Here is a 20,300-nt window from a genome sequence, read left to right as displayed (position 1 = left end):
CTCGATCCCGGAACGCCCCATGAATTCGTCTCCCGCTGCGCGCATCCCGCAGCACCTTCCCGCGCTCGATGGCGTGCGCGGCCTGGCCATCGTGCTGGTGCTGTGCCACAACTTCCAGGTCCTCGAAGGGCCGTCCGACCTGGTCGGGCGGGTGTTCGAACTCGCGTTCGACCTCGGCTGGATCGGCGTGCAGCTGTTCTTCGTGCTGAGCGGCTTCCTGATCACGCGCATCTTGCTGCAGACGCAGGACGCGCCGAACTATTACTCCGCCTTCTTCGGGCGGCGGCTGCTGCGCATCTTCCCGCTGTACTACGCGACGCTCGCGATCGCCTTCATCGTGCTGCCGGCGCTGGGCGCGATGCCGGCGCGCTGGGAGGTCGACCGGCCGCAGCAGGCATGGCTGTGGCTGTACCTGTCGAACTGGTCGGGCCCCTACGGTGGCGCGACGCATGCGTTCCCGCATTTCTGGTCGCTTGCGGTCGAGGAGCAGTTCTACTTGTTGTGGCCCTTGCTGGTGCACCGGCGCTCGGCTGCGCAGGTGCTGCGCTGGTGCGGTGCGATCGCGGTGGCGATCCTCGGCGTGCGCATCGGCATGCTGGCAGCGGGGTTGGGGCCGGACCCGGTGTACTCGTTCACCGTGACGCGGCTGGATGCGCTCGCGATCGGCGGCGCCGCGGCGGCGTGGCTGCAACTGCCGGGCGCGCCGGCGCGAGCGATCGCGCTGCGGCAGCGCTTGATCGTCGGGGCGCTGGTGCTGGCGGCGATCGGCTTCGTCGCGACGCGCGGCTACCCGCGCACCTCGGTGCTCGGGCAGACGCTGGGCTACAGCGTGCTGGCGGTGGTGTTCGCGCTGGGGGTGGTGGCTGCTGCTGCCGGGGATGCGGTCGCGGCGCGCGGCTGGGTCGGCTGGCTGAGGGCCGCGCCGCTGCGCATGCTGGGCCGCTACAGCTATGCGATGTACATCTTCCACAAGCCACTGCACGACCTGGCCGGCAAGCCGGCGCTGCAGGCGCTCGGGCTGTACGAGCATGCCGGCGTCGCGGTGGCGGTCGGCTACATCGTGGCCGGCACGCTCGTCACACTGGCGCTGGCGATGGTGTCGTACCACCTGTTCGAGAAGCACTTCCTCGGGTTGAAGCGGTGGTTCGTGGCCGAGCCGCCTCCGGTCACGGCTCGCTCAGGTACGCCAGCTCCTCTGCGCTGAACCCCGCCGCCTCGCGGGCCTCGCGATTGAACGGCGGACGCAGCCGCGGCGCCTGGTAGTCGCGCACCAGCACCGCGTAGTGCGCGATCGGGTCGAGCCCGTCGCGCCGGCACAGCCAGCGGTACCACTGGTTGCCGATCGCGACGTGGCCGATCTCGTCGCGCAGGATCACGTCGAGGATCTCGACCGTGCGCTCGTCGCCGGCCTTGCGGAACTTGGCCTGCAGCGGTGGCGTCGCGTCGAGCCCGCGCGCTTCCAGCGTGCGCGGCACCAGCGCCATCCGCGCCACCACGTCGCCCGCGGTGCGCTGCGTCATCAGCCACAGGCCGTCGTGCGCATCGAAATCGCCGTAGTCGTGGCCGCCGCTGCGCAGGTGCTCGCGCAGCAGCGAGAAGTGCAGCGCCTCTTCGCTCGCGACGCGCAGCCAGTCGGCATAGAACGCCACCGGCATGCCGGCGAAGCGGAACGCCGCATCGAGCGCCAGGTTGATCGCGTTGAACTCGATGTGCGCGATCGCATGCAGCAAGGCCGCGCGCCCCTCGGGCGTGAAGGCCGAACGCATCGCCACCTCCTTCGGCGGCACCAGGCGAGGGCGCTCGGGCCGGCCGGGCAACTGCGCCGGCACGGCGATGGCTTCATCGGGGTCGATCAGCGCCACATCGAGTTGCTTGAACAGCGCTCGCGCCGCGGCGGCCTTCTCGGTGGGGTCACGCAGGCTCAAGACCTCCAGGGCGCGCTGTCGCGGGTTCATCCCTAGAATCATAGGCTCTGCATTTCGGGCGCTCGCCATGGCCGTCTATCAATTGGGGGACCTGTCTCCCGACATCGCCGCGTCGGCCTGGGTGGCCGACGGCGCCCGCGTGATCGGCAACGTGAGCCTGGGCGACGACGCGAGCGTCTGGTTCGGCGTCGTGATCCGTGGCGACACCGAGCGCATCGCGATCGGCCGCGGCAGCAACATCCAGGACAACAGCGTGGTGCATGCCGATGCGGGCTTCCCGGTGTCGGTCGGCGAGAACGTGACGGTCGGCCACCAGGCGATGTTGCACGGCTGCACGATCGGCGATCATTCGCTGATCGGTATCCAGGCCGTGGTGCTGAACGGCGCGAAGATCGGCAGCCACTGCCTGGTCGGCGCCGGCGCGCTGGTCACCGAAGGCCAGAGCTTTCCGGACGGCTCGCTGATCCTCGGCACGCCGGCCCGCGTGGTGCGCCAGTTGTCGCCCGAGCAGATGCAGGGGCTCGAGAAGAGCGCCGCCCACTATGTCGAGAACGCCCGCCGCTACCAGGCGGGGCTGAAAGAAATCACCTGATGAGCGAATTGCACAAGTTCCTGTTCGAAGGCCTGCCGGTGCGCGGCATGCTGGTGCGGCTGACCGATTCGTGGGTCGAGATCCTGCGCCGGCGTGCCGAGTCGTCCGATGCCTTCCCGCCCGCGGTGCGTGCGCTGCTCGGCGAGATGTCGGCCGCGGCGGTGCTGATGCAGTCGAACATCAAGTTCGAAGGCTCGTTGGTGATGCAGATCTTCGGCGACGGGCCGGTCAAGCTCGCGGTGGCCGAGGTGCAGTCGGACCTCGCGTTCCGCGTCACGGCCAAGGTGGTCGGCGAGGTCGCTCCCGATGCGCGCCTGGACGCGATGGTCAACGTGGCCGGCAAGGGCCGCTGCGCGATCACGCTCGACCCGAAGCCGCGCGGCCCCGGCCAGCAGCCGTACCAGGGCGTGGTCGCGCTGCATGGCGACCGCGGCGAGCCGCTGCACAAGCTCGCCGACGTGCTCGAACACTACATGCTGCAGTCGGAGCAGCTCGACACCCGGCTGATCCTCGCGTCCAACGACCAAGTGGCCGCCGGCCTGCTGATCCAGCGCCTGCCGATCGAGGGCGAGGGCAACCTCGCCGGTCGCCGCAATGAAGACGACATCGGCCTGAACGAGGCCTACAACCGCGTCTCGCACCTGGCGTCCACTCTCACCGCTGACGAGCTGCTGACGCTCGACGCCGACACGGTGCTGCGCCGGCTGTTCTGGGAAGAGTCGGTGCGCCGCTTCCCGCCGATGACCGGCGAACTCGGGCCGCATTTCGCCTGCACCTGCTCGCGCGAGCGGGTCGGCGCGATGCTGAAGGGCCTGGGCCGCGAGGAGGTCGACGGCGTGGTCGCCGAGCAGGGGCGGGTCGAGGTCGGCTGCGATTTCTGCGGGCTGAAATACCACTTCGACGCGGTCGACGTCGGCGAGCTCTTCACGATCGCGCGCGACCAGCCACCCGGCAGCACGACGCTCAACTGAACCCCTGAAGGACTCCCGCGATGCTCTACGCCAGCCTCAAAACGCTGCACTTCCTGTCGGTGATCGTCTGGCTCGGCGGCATGTTCTTCGCGCTGTTCTGCCTGCGGCCCGGCGCGGCGCACCTGCCGCCGGCCGAGCGCGTGCCGCTGATGCAGGCGGTGCTGCAGCGCTTCTTCGGCATCGTGCTGTGGGTCGCGCTGGTCACCGTGCTGAGCGGCGGCTGGATGGTGGGCCGGGTCGCGACGACGACCAAGGCGACCGGCGGACCGTTCAACATGCCGCTCGAATGGAGCGTGATGGCCGGGCTCGGTCTGCTGATGGTGGCGATCTTCGGGCACATCCGCTTCGCGCTCTTCAAGCGCGTGCAGCGCGCGAGCGCCGCGCAGGACTGGGCGGCTGGTGGCGCCGCGCTGAAGGCGATCCGCGACTGGGTGGCGGTGAACCTGACGATCGGCGTGGTGATCGTCGTCGTCGTGATCGCCGGGACGATGACCTGAACCCGGAGGGTCAGCGCGGCAGCAGGTGCCGCTCGCACTCGGCATCGCCGCAGCGCTCGCACATCCACTGCCAGCGCGGGTTCGCACGCGCCTCGTCGAGCACCGACGGCGCGAGCAGCGCGTGGCGCACCGCCAGCAGCGCATGCGACAGCCGCGCCGGCCCGGTGCCCGCCACCACCGAATAGCCGAGCCCGCCGCGCGACAGCGCCGCGCGCACCAGCGCATTGACCGGCTCGCGCACCTGCGGCCCGTCGCGCTGCAGGCCGTCAGCCTGCCACGGGATGTCGAGCGCTGTCAGCAGCGTCAGCGTGCAGCCGCGCTGCGCCTCGATCGCGCTGTCGTACAGGCTGCGGTCGCCAAACACCTGCTCGCTGTAGACCGCGATCATCAGCGCGGTGGTGTCGGCGATCACGATCTCGTGCGACGCGGCTGCCGCGGCAATGCGGCGCGTCTGCTCCTGCGCGATGCTTGCCTGCTCGTCGACGCGTGGCGTGCGGGCGTGCTGGTCGCAGAACTCGCGCAGGTATTCGCCGACGAGGGCGACCGAGCGCCCGTCATGCTGCAAGGCGGCCTGCAGTTCGCCGGCGAGCGTCGTCTTGCCGGTGCTCTCGGCGCCGACGATGGCGATGACGTGGCCGCTCATGCCGCGCGTTCGACCTGCCGCCACGCGCGCCAGCCGGCGAACGACATGCCGAGGAAGATCGCGTACAGCACGGCCGTGAGCCACAGCCCCTTGTACGCGAACAGCGCGATGCTGACGGTGTTGACGACCACCCACATCGGCCAGTTCTCGACGTACTTGCGGCCGAGCAGCCACTGCCCGACCACGCTGGCCGCGGTGGGGAAGGCATCCCACCAGGGCACGTCGGTGTCGGTGTAATGCTTCAGGAACCAGCCGAGCACCGGCCACAGCGCGAGCGTCGCGGCGACCACCGCGAGCCGCCCGCGCCCGCCCATCGAGCGCACCCGCAGCGCGTGGCCGCCCTCCTGCGTGCCGCGCAGCCACTGCCACCAGCCCCAGCCGGCGACGAGCGCGAAGAACACCTGCAGGCTGGCGTCGCCATACAGCTTGTTGTCCCAGAAGAGCGCCACGTAAAGCAGCGAGCTGACGATGGCCAGCGGCCAGCCGATCAGGTTGACGCGGATGTTGCACACCACCATCGCGATCGCCAGCACGAAGGCGACCACCTCCACCCAGCTGACGGGCGCGCCCCACAGCACGAAGGCCTGGGCGAACAGCGGCTGCATCCACTGCAGCAGATCCGTCATGTCACGGGCGTTTGGCGGTCGACACCTGGACGTAGATCTCGTCCGGCTTGACCATGCCGAGTTCGAAGCGCGCTTTCTCTTCGACCATCTCCAGGCCTTCCTTCAGGTCGCTGACCTCGGCGACCAGGCGCTCGTTGCGCGTGCGCGCCGCGTCGTTCTCGCCCTTCTTCTGGTCGAGCTTGGCCTGCAGCTCCATCACGCGCGGCACGCCGCCCTTGCCGAACCAGAGTTCGGCATGGACGAGAACCAGCAGCGCGATGAGGCCGAGGGTGACGAGGCGCACGTCGAAGACAGCAGCGGATCAGCGCAGGTTGTAGAAGGCTGCGCGGCCGGGGTAGCTGGCCACGTCACCGAGGTCTTCTTCGATGCGCAGCAGCTGGTTGTACTTCGCCATGCGGTCCGAGCGGCTCAGCGAACCGGTCTTGATCTGGCCGGCGTTGGTGCCGACCGCGATGTCCGCGATGGTCGAGTCTTCGGTCTCGCCCGAGCGGTGGCTGATCACCGCGGTGTAGTTGGCGCGCTTGGCCATCTCGATCGCGGCGAAGGTTTCGGTCAACGTGCCGATCTGGTTGATCTTGATCAGGATCGAGTTCGCGATGCGCTTGTCGATGCCTTCCTTCAGGATCTTGGTGTTGGTGACGAACAGGTCGTCGCCCACCAGCTGCACCTTGGTCGTCAGGCGCTCGGTGATGTGCTTCCAGCCGTCCCAGTCGCCTTCGGCCATGCCGTCTTCGATGCTGATGATCGGGTACTTGTCGACCCAGGTCGCGAGGATGTCGGTCCACTCGGGCGCGCTCAGCGTCAGGCCTTCGGCGCTCAGCACGTACTTGCCGTCCTTGTAGAACTCGCTGGCGGCGCAGTCGAGGCCGAGCGCGATCTGCTCGCCGGCGACGAAGCCGGCCTTGTCGATCGCCTGCAGGATCAGCTGGATCGCCGCCTCGTGGCTCGCGACGCTGGGTGCGAAGCCGCCTTCGTCACCGACCGCGGTGCTCATGCCCTTGTCGTTGATGATCTTCTTCAGCGCGTGGAACACCTCGGCGCCATAGCGCATCGCTTCGCGGAAGCTCGGGGCGCCGACCGGGATGATCATCAGCTCCTGCAGGTCGAGGCTGTTGTTCGCGTGCGCGCCGCCGTTGATGACGTTCATCATCGGCACCGGCATCTGCATCGCGCCCGAGCCGCCGAAGTAGCGGTACAGCGGCAGGCCGCTTTCTTCGGCCGCGGCGCGTGCCACCGCCATCGAGACCGCCAGCGTCGCGTTCGCGCCCAGGCGGCTCTTGTTCTCGGTGCCGTCCAGGTCGATCAGCGTGCGGTCGAGGAAGGCCTGCTCCGAGGCGTCGAGGCCGAGCACGGCTTCGCTGATCTCGGTGTTCACATGCTCGACGGCCTTCAGCACGCCCTTGCCGAGGTAGCGGTTCTTGTCGCCGTCGCGCAGCTCGATCGCTTCGCGCGAGCCGGTGGACGCGCCCGAGGGCACCGCGGCGCGGCCCATCACGCCGGATTCCAGCAGCACGTCGCATTCGACGGTCGGGTTGCCGCGGCTGTCGAGGATCTCGCGGCCGACGATGTCAACAATGGCACTCATTCAGTCTTCCTTCAGGGTTTCGACAACTGCTGGTTGATCAACTGCTAGGTGATTCTGGCAGTCAGTTGAAATCGGCTTCGAGAAAGCCGTTCTTCTTCGTGATGCGGTCGAGTTCGACCAGCGTGGACAGCAACTCTTTCATGCGCTTCAGCGGCACCGCGTTCGGGCCGTCGCTCAGCGCCTCGGCCGGGTTCGGGTGCGTCTCCATGAAGACGCCCGCCACGCCGACCGCGATGGCCGCGCGCGCCAGCACCGGCACGAACTCGCGCTGGCCGCCGGAACTCGTGCCCTGGCCGCCGGGCAGCTGCACCGAGTGGGTCGCGTCGAACACCACCGGGGCGTTCGTGTCGCGCATGATGGCCAGCGAGCGCATGTCGCTGACGAGGTTGTTGTAGCCGAAGCTCGCGCCGCGCTCGCAGGCCATGAAGCTGTCTTCCGGCAGGCCCTTGTCGCGCGCGGCGGCACGGGCCTTGTCGATGACGTTCTTCATGTCGCCGGGCGCGAGGAACTGGCCCTTCTTGATGTTGACCGGCTTGCCCGACTGCGCGACCGCGCGGATGAAATCGGTCTGGCGGCACAGGAAGGCCGGCGTCTGCAGCACGTCGACGATCGACGCCACGTGCGCGATCTCCTCGGTGCTGTGCACGTCGGTCAGCACCGGCACGCCGATCTCGCGCTTGACCTTGGCCAGGATCTCGAGCCCGCGCTCCATGCCGGGGCCGCGGAACGAGGTGCCCGACGAGCGGTTCGCCTTGTCGTAGCTCGACTTGAAGATGAACGGGATGCCGAGCGCGGCCGTCATTTCCTTCAGCTGGCCGGCGACGTCGAGCTGCAATTGCTCGGTCTCGACGACGCAGGGGCCGGCGATCAGGAAGAAGGGCTTGTCGAGGCCGACGTCGAATCCACAGAGCTTCATGCCGCGGCCTTCTCGGGTTGCGGCTGCTCGCTGCGGGCGGTCTGGTGCGCGAGCGCGGCCTGGATGTAGGAGCGGAACAGCGGGTGGCCTTCCCACGGCGTCGACTTGAACTCCGGGTGGAACTGCACGCCCATGAACCACGGGTGCACGGTGCGCGGCAGCTCGACGATCTCGGTCAGCTTCTCGCGCTGCGTCAGCGCCGAGATCACCAGGCCGGCCTCGCGCAACTGGTCGAGGTAGTTGACGTTGGCCTCGTAGCGGTGGCGGTGGCGCTCGTTGACGACATCGCCGTAGATCTCGTGCGCGAGCGTGCCGGGCACCACGTCGGAGCTCTGCGCGCCCAGGCGCATCGTGCCGCCGAGGTCGGAGTTCGCGTCGCGGGTCTGGATCGATCCGTCGGCATCCTGCCACTCGTCGATCAGCGCGATCACCGGGTTCGGCGTCTCGGGGTCGAACTCGGTGCTGTTGGCGTTCGCGAGGCCGGCCTTGTGGCGCGCGATCTCGATCGTGGCGACCTGCATGCCCAGGCAGATGCCGAGGTAGGGCAGCTTGTGCTCGCGGGCGAACTGGGCGGTGAGGATCTTGCCCTCGACGCCGCGCTTGCCGAAGCCGCCGGGCACCAGGATCGCGTCGTAGCGTGCCAGCTGGCTCACGTTGTCGGTCGTCAGCGTCTCGGAATCGACGTACTCGATGTTGATGCGGGCATGGTTGTGGATGCCGGCATGGCGCAGCGCCTCGTTCAGCGACTTGTACGAATCGGACAGGTCGGTGTACTTGCCGCACATCGCGATCGTGACCTCGCGCTTCGGGTGCTCGACCTCGTCGACCAGCGCATCCCAGCGCTTCAGGTTGGCCGGCGGGGTGTTGATGCGCAGCTTGTCGCAGATCAGGCCGTCGAGGCCCTGCTCGTGCAGCATGCGCGGCACCTTGTAGATGGTGTCGGCATCCCAGACCGAGATCACGCCCCATTCGGGCACGTTGGTGAAGAGCGAGATCTTCTCGCGCTCTTCGTCGGGGATGCGGCGGTCGGCGCGGCACAGCAGCGCATCGGCCTGGATGCCGATCTCGCGCAGCTTCTGCACGGTGTGCTGGGTGGGCTTGGTCTTCAGCTCGCCGGCGGCGGCGATCCACGGCACGTAGGTCAGGTGCACGAACGCGGTGTTGTTCGGGCCCATGCGCAGGCTCATCTGACGCGCGGCTTCGAGGAAGGGCAGCGATTCGATGTCGCCGACGGTGCCGCCGACCTCGACGATCGCGACATCGACCGCCTGCTCGGTGCCGAAGGCCGCGCCGCGCTTGATGAATTCCTGGATCTCGTTGGTGACGTGCGGGATCACCTGCACCGTCTTGCCGAGGTAGTCGCCGCGGCGCTCTTTCTCGAGCACGCTCTTGTAGATCTGGCCGGTGGTGAAGTTGTTGGCCTTCTTCATGCGCGTCGTGATGAAGCGCTCGTAGTGGCCGAGGTCGAGGTCGGTTTCGGCGCCGTCGTCGGTGACGTACACCTCGCCGTGCTGGAAGGGGGACATGGTGCCCGGATCGACGTTGAGGTACGGATCCAGCTTGATGAGGGTGACCTTGAGGCCGCGCGATTCGAGAATCGCTGCAAGTGATGCAGCCGCGATGCCCTTGCCCAGCGAGGACACCACACCGCCGGTGACAAAGACGAACTTGGTCATTGCAGGGTCAGCAGGCGCCTTGTCGACGAATGCCGTGGTGGTAAAGCGCGATTATAGGCGCGTAGTTTCGGGCCGCTGCTCGAACTCCCCCAGCCAGCGCAGCACCTCGGCCGCCGCTTGCCCCGGCTGTTCGAAGGGGAACAGGTGCGAGCCCTCGATCCACGAGATGCGCCCCTGCGTGAAGCGCTCGGTCGCCTTCATGCCCACCTGGCGCACCTCGGCCGACTGCGTGCCGCCGATGAAGGCCATCGGGCAGCCCAGCGGGCGGCGCACCAGCAGCCGGGGGATGTGGTGCGGCAGCGTGTAGTAGATCTGCGTCTCGACCTCGCGCCGGAAGCTCAGCGACTGGCCGTGGCCGGAGGGCTCGATGCCGGCGGCGATGTAGTCGCGCAGCACGCCGGGTGCCCAGCGCGCGAAGGCCGGCTTGGCCTCGAAGTGCGCGAACGCGGCCTCCGGGCTCGGCCAGTGCTGGCGCCGGCGCTTCGAGACGTGGCCCGGCGAGAAGCGCTCGCCGATGCCGGTCGCCTTGGCCACCTGCAGCGTGCGTGCGAGCAGCCCGCCGATCAACGGCGAATCCATCAGCACGATGCCGCGCGCCAGGTCGGGCCGCTTCGACGCGGCCAGCACGCTGAGGAACCCGCCGAGCGAATGCCCGACCAGCCAGACCGGCCCGGCCGACGCGTGCTGCTCGATGAACGCGATCAGCTGGTTGCGCAGCAGCGGCCAGTTGTCGGTGACGCGGTAGTGCTCGTCGTGGCCGAGCTTCTCGATCGCGTGCACCTGGTAGCCCGCTTCGCGCCACGCCTCGAACAGCACCCGGTAGGTGCCCGCCGGAAAGCTGTTCGCGTGCGAGAAGACGATGCAGCCCGGGCCGGCCATCAGACTATTTTTTCACCCGGGTGCGTGATCTTGCGCATCGGCTCGTAGCGCTCCGACGGCACGCAAAGCGGGTGTTCGGCCGCGCTGCCGTCCCAGGTGGGATCATCGATCGATTCGAACACCTGGCGCAGCCGCTGGCCCCAGGTGCTGCGGATCATCGTGAAGTACGGGTTGCGCTCATCGATGCAGACCATCTGCTGCGACTGGAAGGTATCGGCCTCGTAGACCAGCAGGTCCAGCGGCAGGCCGACCGACAGGTTGGACTTGAGCGTCGAATCCATCGACACCAGCGCGCACTTGGCGGCTTCGTCGAGCGCGGTGTGCGGCGTGATCATGCGGTCGAGCACCGGCTTGCCGTACTTCGATTCGCCGACCTGGAAGTAGCAGGTCTCGCGCGTCGCCTCGATGAAGTTGCCGGCCGAGTAGACAAGAAAGAGCCGCATCGCCTCGCCCTTGATCTGGCCACCGAGGATCATCGACGCGTTGAAGTCGACGCCGGCCTGCTTCAGCGACGGGCCATCTTGTTCGTAGACGCGGCGCACCGCGCTGCCGAGCACGCGGGCGGCGTCGAACATGCTGGTGGCGTTCCAGATGGTGATCGGAGGCTCGTCGCCGTTGTCCAGCTTCTCGACCTGCAGGATCTCGCGCACCGACTGCGAGATCGACAGGTTGCCGGCCGACAGCAGCACCATGAAGCGGTCGCCCGTCTTCTCGTAGACCATCATCTTGCGGTAGGTGCTGATCTGGTCCAGGCCCGCGTTGGTGCGCGAGTCGGACAGGAAGACGAGGCCGGCATCGAGCTTGATGCCCACGCAGTAGGTCATGACGGGGTGTCCTGCAGGTTCTTCAGGCGGTAGAGCGCATCGAGCGCTTCCTTCGGCGACAGCATATCGGGGTTGATGCCGGCCAGCGCCCGCTCGATGGCCGACGCCGGCTTCTCGGCTTCGGGCGTGGGCGCCGCGAACAGGTCGATCTGCGCGCTGCCCGCGTGCTGCTGCGCCTCGAGCGCCTCCAGCGTCGCGCGCGCCTGCCGCACCAGCGTGCCCGGCATGCCGGCCAGGCGCGCGACCTGCACGCCGTAGCTGCGGCTGGCCGGGCCGGCCTGGATGTCGTGCAGGAAGACGATGTCGTCGCCGCTCTCCGCCGCCGACACGTGCACGTTCAGCGCGCGGTCGTGCTTGACCGGGAATTCGGTCAGCTCGAAGTAGTGGGTGGCGAACAGCGTGAAGCTCTTGTTGCGCTCGTGCAGGTGGCTGGCGATGGCACCGGCCAGCGCGAGGCCGTCGAAGGTCGAGGTGCCGCGGCCGATCTCGTCCATCAGCACCAGTGACTGTTCGCCGGCGCTGTGGATGATGGCGGCGGCCTCGGTCATCTCGAGCATGAAGGTCGACTGCGCGTTGGCCAGGTCGTCGGCCGCGCCGATGCGGGTGTGGATCGCGTCGATCGGCCCGAGGCGGCAGGCGTCGGCCGGCACGAACGAGCCGATCGCCGCCAGCAGCACGATCAGCGCGACCTGCCGCATGAAGGTGCTCTTGCCGCCCATGTTCGGGCCGGTGATCACCAGCATCTTGCGGGCGGCGTCGAGCCGGCAGTCGTTGGCCATGAAGTTGCCGGCGCCGGTTTCGGCGAGGCGCGCCTCGACCACCGGGTGGCGGCCGGCCGTGATGTCGATGCAGGCGTCGCGCACGAACTGCGGACGGGTCCAGTTCAGCGTGTCGGCGCGCTCGGCCAGCGCGGCCAGCGCGTCCAGGCTCGCGAGCGCGCGGGCCAGGCCCGACAGCGCCTCCAGGTGCGCCTGCAGCTGGTCGATCACCTGCTCGTAGAGCATCTTCTCGCGCGCGAGCGAGCGCTCCTGCGCCGACAAGGCCTTGTCCTCGAAGGTCTTCAGCTCGGGCGTGATGAAGCGCTCGGCGTTCTTCAGCGTCTGGCGGCGCTGGTAGTCCATCGGCACCTTGCTCGCCTGGCCCTGCGTGACCTCGATGTAGAAGCCGTGCACCTTGTTGTATTGCACGCGCAGGTTGGCGATGCCGGTGCGGGCGCGCTCGCGGGCTTCGAGGTCGAGCAGGAAGGCGTCGCAGTTCTGGCTGATGTCGCGCAGCTCGTCGAGCGGGGCGTCGAAGCCGCGCGCGATCACGCCGCCGTCGCGCAGCATCACCGAGGGCTCGTCGGCGATGGCGGTGCGCAGCAGAGCTTCGATCTCCGGGGCCGGCGTCAGTGCCTCGGCCAGCATCTCCAGCAGCAGCGCCTGGCGCGGCACGCGCTCGCGCAGCGCCGGCAGGCCTTGCAGCGTGGCGCGCAGGCCGGTGAGCTCGCGCGGGCGCACCTGGCGCAGCGCGATGCGGGCGGTGATGCGCTCGACGTCGCTGACGCCGCGCAGTGCCTCGCGCAGCGGCGTGACGTCGTGCTCGATCAGCACGTCGAGCGCGTCATGGCGCTGCGACGCGACGGTGCGTTCGCGCAGCGGGTGCGTGAGCCAGTGGCGCAGCGCGCGGCTGCCCATGCCGGTGCGGCAGGTGTCGAGCAGCGACAGCAGCGTCGGGGTATCGTCGCCGCGCAGCGTCTGCGTGAGTTCGAGGTTGCGGTGCGTGGTCGGCGGCAGGTCGAGCAGGTCGCCGCTGCGCTCGACCTGCAGCGCACGCACGTGGGCCAGCGCCTGGCCCTGCGTGTGCTCGGCGTAGCTCAGCAGCGCGGCGGCGGCGGCCTGCGCGGTGATGAGTTCCTGCGCGTTGAAGCCGGCGAGGCTCGCGACGCGCAATTGCTCGCACAGCTTGCGCAGGCCGAGCGCGGTGTCGAACTGCCAGCCGGGGCGGTGAGTGATCGCGATGCGGGCCTGGACGACCGCGGCGGGCACCTGGTCGCGGTCGACCAGCACCTCGGCGGCGTTCAGGCGGGCCAGCCAGCCGGGCAGTTCGCGCTCGCTGCATTCGGTCAGGCCGAGCTGGCCGCTGCTGAGGCCGAGCCAGGCCAGGCCGTAGCCGGTGACGCCGCGGTGCGTTCGTTGCGAGACGGCGAGCAGCAGCGCGTCGCGCTTGTCGGCGAGCAGCTCGGTATCGGTGACGGTGCCGGGCGTGACGACGCGCACCACCTTGCGCTCGACCGGGCCCTTCGCGGTGGCGACATCGCCGACCTGTTCGGCGATCGCGACGGCCTCGCCCAGCTTGATCAGCTTGGCCAGGTAGCTCTCGACGGCATGGAAGGGCACGCCGGCCATCACCACCGGCTCGCCACCGCTCTGGCCGCGGCTGGTCAGCGTGATGTCGAGCAGCTTGTTGGCGCGGCGGGCGTCTTCATAGAAGAGCTCGTAGAAGTCGCCCATCCGGTAGAAGACGAGGGTGTCGGGGTGCTCGGCCTTGATGCGCAGGTACTGCTGCATCATTGGCGTGTGGGCCGACAGGTCCCTGGCCGGCGGGGTCCGTCCGGCCGCAGAGGAGGGAGCTGGGTCGTCGAGCGCAGGGGAGAGGGGGGCGGCGGAATCGTTCACGATCGAGATGGCGGCGCTGGGGGCCTTTCGGCCAAGGCGCGCACCTTACCATCGACGACTGCCCGGACCTCCGTCTCGAACCCACCCCATCCCGCTAGGGCACGTCGCGCTTGGCAAAGATGCTTGCCATCTCCGCCGCGTTCTCGGTTCCCCAGGTGCACAGCGGGACGATCGCGTTGGCCAGGCTGCGACCGAGCGGGGTCAACGCGTAGTCCACACGCGGCGGCACCTCCTTGTAGTCGTTCCGCGCGAGCACGCGATCGGCCTCCAGATCCTTCAATTGCTGGATCAGCACCTTGTCGCTGACGCCCTGGGTCAGGCGCTTGAGTTCGCCGTAGCGCTTCGGGCCGTCGCGCAGAAAAAACAGGATCAGCGGTTTCCACTTGCCCGAGATGACGCGCAGTGTCGCGTTGAGCCCGCAGCCGGTGTCGCAGATTTCAGGGGGCGTCGTCATTTTTAGGTACTTACCAAAAAGTGCATACTTGTCCTTAGGTTATCAGAACTCCATAGTTGTCCTCAGGCAAGCATTTCTCCAGCTTCCCCGCAACGCAACCAAGGATCTCTGACATGACCAGACTGAATGGAAAGACCGCCGTGATCACCGGCGGCGCGACCGGCATCGGCTTCGCCGCAGCAAAGCGTTTCATCGAGGAAGGCGCCTTCGTCTTCATCTACGCCCGCCGACAAGAATCGCTCGATGCCGCTGTGGCCAAGCTCGGACCCAATGCCCGTGGGGTGAAGGGCTCGGTCTCCGATCTGGCCGACCTCGACCGGCTCTACGCGGCAGTGAAGGCCGAGCGCGGAACCCTCGACATCGTGCTCGCCAATGCCGGGGCGGGAAGCCAGGCTCGGCTCGGCGAGATCACCGCCGAGCACATTGACGAAACCTTCGACACCAATGTGAAGGGCACCATCTTCACGGTCCAGAAGGCGCTGCCGCTGATGGGCAAGGGTGGTTCGATCATCCTGACCGGATCGAGCGCCGGCACCACGGGCGCCCCGAGCATGAGCGCCTACAGCGCGAGCAAGGCGGCAGTGCGCAACCTGGCGCGGACCTGGGCGGAGGACTTGAAAGGCACCGGCATCCGGGTCAACGTGCTGTCGCCCGGGGCGACGGCGACCGAACTCGCGAAGCAAGCGCTGGGCGAAGAAGGCCAGAAGGTCTACGCCGCGATGACGCCGCTCCAGCGCATGGCCGATCCGGCGGAGATCGCAGCGGCGGCTGCCTTTCTCGCGTCGTCGGACAGCAGCTTCATGACCGCCAGCGAGGTTGCCGTCGACGGCGGCCTGGCGCAACTCTGACCCGCTGAACCCAAGGAGAACACACATGAGTTACGCAATCATCGGCTTCGGCAAGATCGGCCACGCTCTCGCCAAGGCGTTTGCCCGCAATGGCATCGAAGTAGCCGTTGCAACCACGCGCGCCCCGGAAAGCTTTGCATCCGATGCGGCCGCGATCGGACCCCAGATCATCCCCAAGACACTGGCGGAAGCCGTCAAGGCGGACGTCATCTTTTTGGCAGTCCGTTTCGAGTCGCACCCGGATGTCGCGAAGGCGCTGCCGACTTGGCAGGGGAAGACCATCATCGATGTGACCAATGCCTATGGCGTGTCCCCTGAGGCGCTGGGAGGACAGCCTTCTTCAAAGGTTGTCGCGCAGGCCTTCACGGGTGGAAGACTGGTCAAGGGCTTCAACCATCTGGTCGCTACTGTCCTTGACCAGGATCCTGCCGTGCACGGTGGCAGGAGAGTCGTGTTCCTGGCGAGCGACGATGACGGCGCCGCAGCGGAGATTGGTGCGCTTGCTGAAAATCTCGGCTTCTCGCCGATCAAACTTGGCAGGCTGTCAGAAGGTGGACTGCTTGTGCAGGCGCGCGGAAACAGCTGGGGTCAACTGATCTTCAAGGACTTGGTCAAGTTCGCCTGATGAATCGTGATCGCTGATTCCGATGCGAGCCTGCCTCGTGGACATTGGCAGCCACAGTTTGATTGAAGCGAGGGCATGCCGGCGGTAACCGCGATCACGAAGCCGTCGATGGAGGACATGCCTTTACTCCGGAGGCCGGCAACGTTTCAGCGCATGGGTCACTTCGCCTCGTAGTGGTCGTTCACGTAGGTCATGGGGATCCACCGGTAGCCTGTGCCATCGCGGCGCAGATGGCCGACGCCGGGGAACGAGATGTGGTCGGCCGCGACCCAGTACCGGCCCTTGACCGCGTCGGCGAACGCCTTCTTGCGCGTTGCTGCGGCGGCCTTGGGATCGACGTCGAAGACGATCGTCACGCCCGGGTCGGGCATCTGAACTTCCGCCACGTGAACCAGGTCGCCCCAGAACACCAGCTTCTCGCCCTTGCTCTCGAGCGCGTAGAAGGTGTGGCCCGGTGTGTGGCCCGGAGCGGGGATGGAACGGATGCCGGCGAACAGCTCGGTCGCGCCGGAGAACGTCTTCACCTTGCCGGCATCGACATAGGGCTGCACCTTGGCTGACGCCTCGTCGAAGTACTTCTTCGCGGCATCCCGCGCCCGGGCGCGGCTTTCGGGATTCAGCCAGTACGCGACCTCCTTCTGCTCGATGTGGACCGTGGCGTTGGGAAACACGATGCGCTTGCCATCCATCAAGCCACCGGTGTGGTCGGTGTGGATGTGCGTGATCAGGATGTCGGTGATCTGCTCCGGCGTGACGCCCACCGCCTTGAGACTGGCCTCGAGCTTGTTCAACGTCGGGCCATAAAGCTCGCCGGTGCCGGCGTCCATCAGGATCAGGCGGTCGCCCGCCCGGATCAGGTAGGCGTTGACCGAGGCATCGACCTCGGTCGTCTGATACGTGTCCGCCAGGCGCGACGCCACCTCGCCGGGCTGGGCGTTGGTCAGCAGCTTCAGCGTCGGGATCGGCAGCGTGCCGTCGGACAGCGCCGCGACCTCGAAGTCGCCGAGCTTGAAGTGGTAGTAGCCGGCTTGATAGCGGCTCACCTTGGTCGCAGGCGCCTCGGCCGCGGATGAGACCGGGGCGACCAGGCTGGTGGCGACAGCGGCGGCCAGGAAGGCCGCAAGGAATGTGCGTTTCATCGTGGAGGCTCTGTTAAGTGGTGAAAGGCACTATAGTTATCGCCATCCGATTGATAAAGAATGAGATCACGATTTCACAATCAATAATATGGAAACAATGATCGACAACCTGGTCGAGCTGACGATCTTCGACAAGGTCGCCAGTGCGGGCAGTCTCACGGGGGCCGCGAACGAGCTGGGCCTGTCACTGGCAGTGGTCAGCAAGCGCTTGGCCAGCCTCGAGGCGCGCATGGGCGTTCGCCTGCTCAACCGGACCACACGGCGGCAATCAATGACGCAGGAAGGCGAACGCTTCCACCTGCATTGCGTGCGCATCCTTGCGGAGGTGCAGCAGGCCGAGGCGGTGATGCAGCACAGCCGCACCGACATCAACGGACACCTGCGGGTGACGGCGACGCGCATGCTGGGCACGCGCTATCTCGCAGCGCTGGCGGCGCAGTTCCAAGCCATGCATCCGGCGTTGAGGATCGAGCTCGTCTTGAGCGATGACGTCGTGGATCTCGTGGAGCAAGGCATTGACCTGGCGCTGCGCTTCGGGGTGCTCGACGACTCGACGATGACGGCACGCCACATCGCCGACAGCGAGCTCGTCCTGTGCGCCGCGCCGGACTACTTGCGGCGCTTCGGCTCTCCCGACACGCCTGCTGCACTCTCAGCGCATAACTGCATCCTCTACGGCACGCGAAGCACCCGACACTGGCTCTTCCAGCACGAAGGCAAACCGGTCTCGGCCGAGGTGAACGCGACCTTCCTGTGCAATGACGGCAACGCGGCCAAAGCGCTCGCGCTCGCCGGCGGTGGGATCTTTCTCAAGTCGATATGGGATGTGGGCTCGGAACTGAGGGATGGAACGCTGGTGCGCGTGCTGGGGCGATACAGCATCCCCAGCGCACCGCTGCATGTCGTGTACCCGCATGCATTGCATCTGGCCCCGCGAGTACGCCACTTTGCCGATTACGCTCTCAAGAGCCTTCGCAGCGAATGGGAGCTGCTTACCGACAAGGCCTCCGCGGGGGATCGCTCTCCGATTGAGGTTTGATTCTGAGAGGACTCTTGCTTGTTCACGAACCGTTTGCCAGCGCTTTGACTTGCCGTCATTGGCCTGGCGGCCGGATCCATTACTTTCGTCGTACTCCTCTGGCCAGTCTTCACAGGTTCGTTCCAGGCGCGGTCAGCTGCTGCTGCCCTTGAGCTTGCTGACGACGAACAGCAGCACGATGGCGCCGATGACCGAGGCGATCCATCCGGCCGGCTGCCCCACCGAATACCAGCCTATCGCCTGGCCGACGAAGCCAGCGATCATCGAGCCGGCGACGCCCAGCAGGCAAGTCAGGATCCAGCCCATCTTCTGCTCGCCTGGCAGCAGAAAGCGCGCGATCGCGCCGACGATCAGCCCGACGAGGATGGTGCTGATGATGCCCATGGTGTTGGCTCTCTCGTGTGATGGATGTTGAAGATCCTGCCAGACCGAGCATGCCACAAGCCCGCGAACGGACGGGCGTGTGTTGATGGCTTTCGCGCCTCGCCCGGCAGCCGAATCGCAGCACCGGCGGAATAGCGGAGGGTCAGGGACATCGTATCGAGCCCCTGTAGAGTGAGGGCGCGCGGCCGTTCGATGGACGCAGCCCGGCTGCTCTGCGCCGTCGGTTTGTTGAGGTGAGTCAATTGGACAGACTGGAAGCGATGGCGATGCTGGTTTCTTCCGTCGAGGAGGGAAGCCTGTCGGCGGCCGCCAGGAAACTGCGGATTCCCGTTGCCACGCTCACGCGCAATGTCAACGACCTGGAGGCGATGGTCGGCACGAAGCTTCTCGTTCGAACCACGCGCAAGCTCTCGCTGACGGATGCGGGAGCCGACTACGTTGCCGCGGCAAGGCAGATTCTCGAACAGGTCGATGAGCAGGAACGTCGCGCCTCCGGCGAGTTCACGAACCCACGCGGCGAGCTCGTCGTGACAACGCCGGTGCAGGTGGCGCGGCTGCGGGTACTGCCCGTCATCCATCAATTCCTTGCGCAGTTTCCCGAGATCCGCATACAGCTCCTGCAATCCGACCGCAACATCGACCTCGTCGACTCGCACGCGGATGTCGCGGTGCGGATCGGCCGCCTGCGCGACAGCAGCCTGGTGGCCACGCGGGTCGGGTTGTTGCGCGTCGTGGTGGTGGCCAGCCCGGCGCTTTTGGAGAAGCACGGCGTGCCGCGCAGCCCCGAGGATCTGCGCGGCTACCCTCGCGTCGTGTTCAACAGCCCGTTCCTGTCGCCGTGGCGCTTTCGCCATCCGGAAGCCAGCGAGCTGCACACGATCACGGACACACCGCGATTGCTCGTGTCGTCGCCAGACGCAGCCGCCGATGCCGCCATCGACGGCGTGGGCGCGACGATGCTGCTCGAGCACGACGTGGCAGAGGCAGTGCGCGCCGGGAAGCTCCGATTCATCCTGCAGGAGTTCGAGGTCGACCCGATCCCAGTGCATCTCGTCCACCTGTCTCGCGACATGATGCCGGTCAAGCTCCGCCGATTCATCGACTTCGCCGTCCCGCAACTTCGCGAGGCATTGGCAGACTTCGGACGCATCCCGTCGCCTTGAGAAGTCGCGCGCTTCGACGGTGCCGCGCTACTTTTTCAGCGGGCGAGCCGCCCACACCAAGTCCGGCGATGGTCTCGTCGCCCACCTCCTTGGTGTGGATCACCGCGTGGTCGCCGGGAGAAATGCGCATTTCATTGTTCCTGTGAGGTCATCAGAACGGGGTCAGGCCAGGTGCCTGGCGAAGAACGTGAACGTGCGGTCCCACGCCCTCTGCGTCCACACCGGGTCATGGTGCGTCTCCGCGATCCGCCCCTCGCCCACCGCCTGCTCGTTGCCGAACGCGTGGTGCGCCAGGTAGTGGTGGAAGTCGTGCTTCACGCCGGCGGCTGTCAGTTTTTCCACCAGGCCGGCCACCAGGGCCGGCGGGAAGAACTGGTCCTGGTCGGCCCAGTGGCCCTGCAGCGGAACCTTGATCTTGCTGGCGTCGAGGTACTCCAGCGGCGGGCAGCCGTACCAGGTGACGGCGGCGTCGAGCTCGGGCACGTTGGCGGCGGCCAGCAGCGTCAACGCGCCGCCCATGCAGAAGCCGACGCAGCCGACCTTGGCGGCGCGGGTCTTCAAGAACTGCACGGCGCCACGCACGTCCTGGGCGGCGGCGGAGCCGAAGTCCAGGCCGTTCATCAGGTGGTGCGCCTCCTCCTTCTCGACCGTGCTCTTGCCGCGGTACAGGTCGGGCACCAGCGCCAGGAAGCCGGCGTGGGCCAGGCGGTCGGCGACGCCGCGGATCTGGTCGTTCAGGCCCCACCATTCCTGGATCACCACCACCGCGGGTGCGCCTTGCGGCTGCGCCGGCTCTGCGAGGTAGCCCGGCAGCTCGTGGCCATCCGGGCGCTTGAATTGGATCGTCGTTCCCATGG

The 20,300-nt window shown here is 67.4% G+C and carries 22 protein-coding genes; 8 read left to right on the top strand and 14 right to left on the bottom strand.

Features of this window, described 5'->3' with window-relative positions; genetic code table 11:
* Positions 1-19: 19 nt before the first annotated feature.
* Positions 20-1,204 (top strand): acyltransferase family protein, encoded by a 1,185-nt coding sequence (locus BUE42_RS16880; RefSeq protein ID WP_073466296.1) that lies wholly within the window; start codon positions 20-22, stop codon positions 1,202-1,204.
* On the opposite strand, the gene BUE42_RS16875 is transcribed toward BUE42_RS16880, so the two are convergent.
* Entirely contained in the window at positions 1,167-1,955 is a 789-nt protein-coding gene (locus BUE42_RS16875; protein ID WP_073466294.1) for a ferritin-like domain-containing protein, read from the bottom strand. The two genes, BUE42_RS16880 and BUE42_RS16875, sit on opposite strands and share 38 nt — an antisense overlap.
* Positions 1,956-1,992: 37 nt before the next feature.
* Here BUE42_RS16875 and BUE42_RS16870 point away from each other — a divergent pair, with 37 nt between their 5' ends.
* Genes BUE42_RS16870 through BUE42_RS16860 form a run of 3 tightly spaced genes read left to right on the top strand, consistent with a single transcriptional unit; the run spans position 1,993 to position 3,985 of the window.
* Positions 1,993-2,517, top strand: coding sequence for a gamma carbonic anhydrase family protein (locus BUE42_RS16870; RefSeq protein WP_073466292.1), 525 nt, complete (start codon positions 1,993-1,995; stop codon positions 2,515-2,517).
* A complete protein-coding gene (locus BUE42_RS16865) occupies positions 2,517-3,488 on the top strand; it encodes an Hsp33 family molecular chaperone HslO (protein WP_073466290.1) in 972 nt (323 codons plus the stop codon). Before BUE42_RS16870 ends, BUE42_RS16865 begins: the two co-directional genes overlap by 1 nt.
* Positions 3,489-3,508: 20 nt before the next feature.
* The gene (locus tag BUE42_RS16860) at positions 3,509-3,985 is read left to right on the top strand and encodes a CopD family protein (protein WP_073466288.1); all 477 of its coding nucleotides are present in this window, start codon (positions 3,509-3,511) and stop codon (positions 3,983-3,985) included.
* A 10-nt stretch (positions 3,986-3,995) separates the two neighbouring features.
* On the opposite strand, the gene BUE42_RS16855 is transcribed toward BUE42_RS16860, so the two are convergent.
* The 10 genes from BUE42_RS16855 to BUE42_RS16810 all read right to left on the bottom strand — a co-directional run bounded on the left by BUE42_RS16855 (position 3,996) and on the right by BUE42_RS16810 (position 14,245).
* Positions 3,996-4,628, bottom strand: a complete 633-nt coding sequence (locus BUE42_RS16855) for an AAA family ATPase (protein WP_073466424.1) — start codon at positions 4,626-4,628, stop codon at positions 3,996-3,998.
* Positions 4,625-5,254 (bottom strand): nicotinamide riboside transporter PnuC, encoded by a 630-nt coding sequence (gene pnuC, locus BUE42_RS16850; RefSeq protein WP_235002398.1) that lies wholly within the window; start codon positions 5,252-5,254, stop codon positions 4,625-4,627. The genes BUE42_RS16855 and pnuC overlap by 4 nt, the downstream gene beginning before the upstream one ends.
* 1 nt (position 5,255) lies before the next feature.
* The gene (gene ftsB / locus BUE42_RS16845; RefSeq protein WP_073466285.1) at positions 5,256-5,537 is read right to left on the bottom strand and encodes a cell division protein FtsB; all 282 of its coding nucleotides are present in this window, start codon (positions 5,535-5,537) and stop codon (positions 5,256-5,258) included.
* An 18-nt stretch (positions 5,538-5,555) separates the two neighbouring features.
* On the bottom strand, positions 5,556-6,839 hold the full coding sequence (eno, locus tag BUE42_RS16840) for a phosphopyruvate hydratase (protein WP_056806403.1): 1,284 nt from the start codon (positions 6,837-6,839) through the stop codon (positions 5,556-5,558).
* 61 nt (positions 6,840-6,900) lie between these two features.
* Positions 6,901-7,755, bottom strand: a complete 855-nt coding sequence (gene kdsA, locus BUE42_RS16835) for a 3-deoxy-8-phosphooctulonate synthase (protein ID WP_073466282.1) — start codon at positions 7,753-7,755, stop codon at positions 6,901-6,903.
* Positions 7,752-9,431 carry a CTP synthase gene (locus BUE42_RS16830; protein ID WP_073466280.1) on the bottom strand — a complete coding sequence of 560 codons (1,680 nt, stop codon included), beginning with the start codon at positions 9,429-9,431 and terminating at the stop codon, positions 7,752-7,754. Before BUE42_RS16830 ends, kdsA begins: the two co-directional genes overlap by 4 nt.
* A gap of 51 nt (positions 9,432-9,482) precedes the next feature.
* Positions 9,483-10,310, bottom strand: coding sequence for an alpha/beta fold hydrolase (locus BUE42_RS16825; protein ID WP_073466278.1), 828 nt, complete (start codon positions 10,308-10,310; stop codon positions 9,483-9,485).
* Complete coding sequence (locus tag BUE42_RS16820; RefSeq protein ID WP_073466276.1) at positions 10,310-11,134, bottom strand: proteasome-type protease; 825 nt, start codon at positions 11,132-11,134, stop codon at positions 10,310-10,312. Before BUE42_RS16820 ends, BUE42_RS16825 begins: the two co-directional genes overlap by 1 nt.
* A complete protein-coding gene (gene mutS, locus BUE42_RS16815; RefSeq protein WP_073466274.1) occupies positions 11,131-13,686 on the bottom strand; it encodes a DNA mismatch repair protein MutS in 2,556 nt (851 codons plus the stop codon). Before mutS ends, BUE42_RS16820 begins: the two co-directional genes overlap by 4 nt.
* Positions 13,687-13,885: 199 nt before the next feature.
* Positions 13,886-14,245 carry a winged helix-turn-helix transcriptional regulator gene (locus BUE42_RS16810; protein WP_073466272.1) on the bottom strand — a complete coding sequence of 120 codons (360 nt, stop codon included), beginning with the start codon at positions 14,243-14,245 and terminating at the stop codon, positions 13,886-13,888.
* A 113-nt stretch (positions 14,246-14,358) separates the two neighbouring features.
* Between BUE42_RS16810 and BUE42_RS16805 the strand changes: the two genes are divergently transcribed.
* Both BUE42_RS16805 and BUE42_RS16800 read left to right on the top strand, forming a co-directional pair.
* Positions 14,359-15,093 (top strand): SDR family NAD(P)-dependent oxidoreductase, encoded by a 735-nt coding sequence (locus tag BUE42_RS16805; RefSeq protein WP_073466270.1) that lies wholly within the window; start codon positions 14,359-14,361, stop codon positions 15,091-15,093.
* Positions 15,094-15,118: 25 nt separating this feature from the next.
* The gene (locus BUE42_RS16800) at positions 15,119-15,718 is read left to right on the top strand and encodes an NADPH-dependent F420 reductase (protein ID WP_073466268.1); all 600 of its coding nucleotides are present in this window, start codon (positions 15,119-15,121) and stop codon (positions 15,716-15,718) included.
* 158 nt (positions 15,719-15,876) lie between these two features.
* On the opposite strand, the gene BUE42_RS16795 is transcribed toward BUE42_RS16800, so the two are convergent.
* On the bottom strand, positions 15,877-16,857 hold the full coding sequence (locus BUE42_RS16795) for an MBL fold metallo-hydrolase (protein WP_073466266.1): 981 nt from the start codon (positions 16,855-16,857) through the stop codon (positions 15,877-15,879).
* An 88-nt stretch (positions 16,858-16,945) separates the two neighbouring features.
* Here BUE42_RS16795 and BUE42_RS16790 point away from each other — a divergent pair, with 88 nt between their 5' ends.
* Positions 16,946-17,896 carry a LysR family transcriptional regulator gene (locus tag BUE42_RS16790; protein ID WP_073466264.1) on the top strand — a complete coding sequence of 317 codons (951 nt, stop codon included), beginning with the start codon at positions 16,946-16,948 and terminating at the stop codon, positions 17,894-17,896.
* A gap of 132 nt (positions 17,897-18,028) precedes the next feature.
* On the opposite strand, the gene BUE42_RS16785 is transcribed toward BUE42_RS16790, so the two are convergent.
* Positions 18,029-18,280: a GlsB/YeaQ/YmgE family stress response membrane protein gene (locus tag BUE42_RS16785; protein WP_073466262.1), complete on the bottom strand. Its 252-nt coding sequence runs from the start codon at positions 18,278-18,280 to the stop codon at positions 18,029-18,031.
* 242 nt (positions 18,281-18,522) lie between these two features.
* On the opposite strand from BUE42_RS16785, the gene BUE42_RS16780 reads away from it, so the two are divergent.
* The gene (locus tag BUE42_RS16780; protein WP_073466260.1) at positions 18,523-19,443 is read left to right on the top strand and encodes a LysR family transcriptional regulator; all 921 of its coding nucleotides are present in this window, start codon (positions 18,523-18,525) and stop codon (positions 19,441-19,443) included.
* Between the two features lie 162 nt (positions 19,444-19,605).
* Here BUE42_RS16780 and BUE42_RS16775 read toward each other — a convergent pair whose 3' ends face one another.
* Entirely contained in the window at positions 19,606-20,298 is a 693-nt protein-coding gene (locus BUE42_RS16775; RefSeq protein WP_073466257.1) for a dienelactone hydrolase family protein, read from the bottom strand.
* Positions 20,299-20,300 lie beyond the last annotated feature (2 nt).

This window comes from Rhizobacter sp. OV335, assembly GCF_900142965.1.
In the GTDB taxonomy this organism is placed as follows: Bacteria; Pseudomonadota; Gammaproteobacteria; order Burkholderiales; family Burkholderiaceae_C; genus Rhizobacter.
Note: the sequence above shows the minus strand (reverse complement) of the source record. Positions and strands in the feature narration are given on the sequence as shown.

Excerpts from the sequence above, each read along its gene's own strand:
- BUE42_RS16855 (WP_073466424.1), bottom strand. The coding sequence starts at position 4,628 with ATGAGCGGCCACGTCATCGCCATCGTCGGCGCCGAGAGCACCGGCAAG.
- BUE42_RS16800 (WP_073466268.1), top strand. The coding sequence starts at position 15,119 with ATGAGTTACGCAATCATCGGCTTCGGCAAGATCGGCCACGCTCTCGCC.
- BUE42_RS16880 (WP_073466296.1), top strand. The coding sequence starts at position 20 with ATGAATTCGTCTCCCGCTGCGCGCATCCCGCAGCACCTTCCCGCGCTC.
- BUE42_RS16805 (WP_073466270.1), top strand. The coding sequence starts at position 14,359 with ATGACCAGACTGAATGGAAAGACCGCCGTGATCACCGGCGGCGCGACC.
- eno (WP_056806403.1), bottom strand. The coding sequence starts at position 6,839 with ATGAGTGCCATTGTTGACATCGTCGGCCGCGAGATCCTCGACAGCCGC.
- BUE42_RS16875 (WP_073466294.1), bottom strand. The coding sequence starts at position 1,955 with ATGAACCCGCGACAGCGCGCCCTGGAGGTCTTGAGCCTGCGTGACCCC.
- BUE42_RS16825 (WP_073466278.1), bottom strand. The coding sequence starts at position 10,310 with ATGGCCGGCCCGGGCTGCATCGTCTTCTCGCACGCGAACAGCTTTCCG.
- BUE42_RS16870 (WP_073466292.1), top strand. The coding sequence starts at position 1,993 with ATGGCCGTCTATCAATTGGGGGACCTGTCTCCCGACATCGCCGCGTCG.
- BUE42_RS16810 (WP_073466272.1), bottom strand. The coding sequence starts at position 14,245 with ATGACGACGCCCCCTGAAATCTGCGACACCGGCTGCGGGCTCAACGCG.
- BUE42_RS16785 (WP_073466262.1), bottom strand. The coding sequence starts at position 18,280 with ATGGGCATCATCAGCACCATCCTCGTCGGGCTGATCGTCGGCGCGATC.
- BUE42_RS16795 (WP_073466266.1), bottom strand. The coding sequence starts at position 16,857 with ATGAAACGCACATTCCTTGCGGCCTTCCTGGCCGCCGCTGTCGCCACC.
- mutS (WP_073466274.1), bottom strand. The coding sequence starts at position 13,686 with ATGATGCAGCAGTACCTGCGCATCAAGGCCGAGCACCCCGACACCCTC.
- BUE42_RS16860 (WP_073466288.1), top strand. The coding sequence starts at position 3,509 with ATGCTCTACGCCAGCCTCAAAACGCTGCACTTCCTGTCGGTGATCGTC.
- BUE42_RS16820 (WP_073466276.1), bottom strand. The coding sequence starts at position 11,134 with ATGACCTACTGCGTGGGCATCAAGCTCGATGCCGGCCTCGTCTTCCTG.
- kdsA (WP_073466282.1), bottom strand. The coding sequence starts at position 7,755 with ATGAAGCTCTGTGGATTCGACGTCGGCCTCGACAAGCCCTTCTTCCTG.
- BUE42_RS16790 (WP_073466264.1), top strand. The coding sequence starts at position 16,946 with ATGGAAACAATGATCGACAACCTGGTCGAGCTGACGATCTTCGACAAG.
- BUE42_RS16865 (WP_073466290.1), top strand. The coding sequence starts at position 2,517 with ATGAGCGAATTGCACAAGTTCCTGTTCGAAGGCCTGCCGGTGCGCGGC.
- pnuC (WP_235002398.1), bottom strand. The coding sequence starts at position 5,254 with ATGACGGATCTGCTGCAGTGGATGCAGCCGCTGTTCGCCCAGGCCTTC.
- BUE42_RS16775 (WP_073466257.1), bottom strand. The coding sequence starts at position 20,298 with ATGGGAACGACGATCCAATTCAAGCGCCCGGATGGCCACGAGCTGCCG.
- BUE42_RS16830 (WP_073466280.1), bottom strand. The coding sequence starts at position 9,431 with ATGACCAAGTTCGTCTTTGTCACCGGCGGTGTGGTGTCCTCGCTGGGC.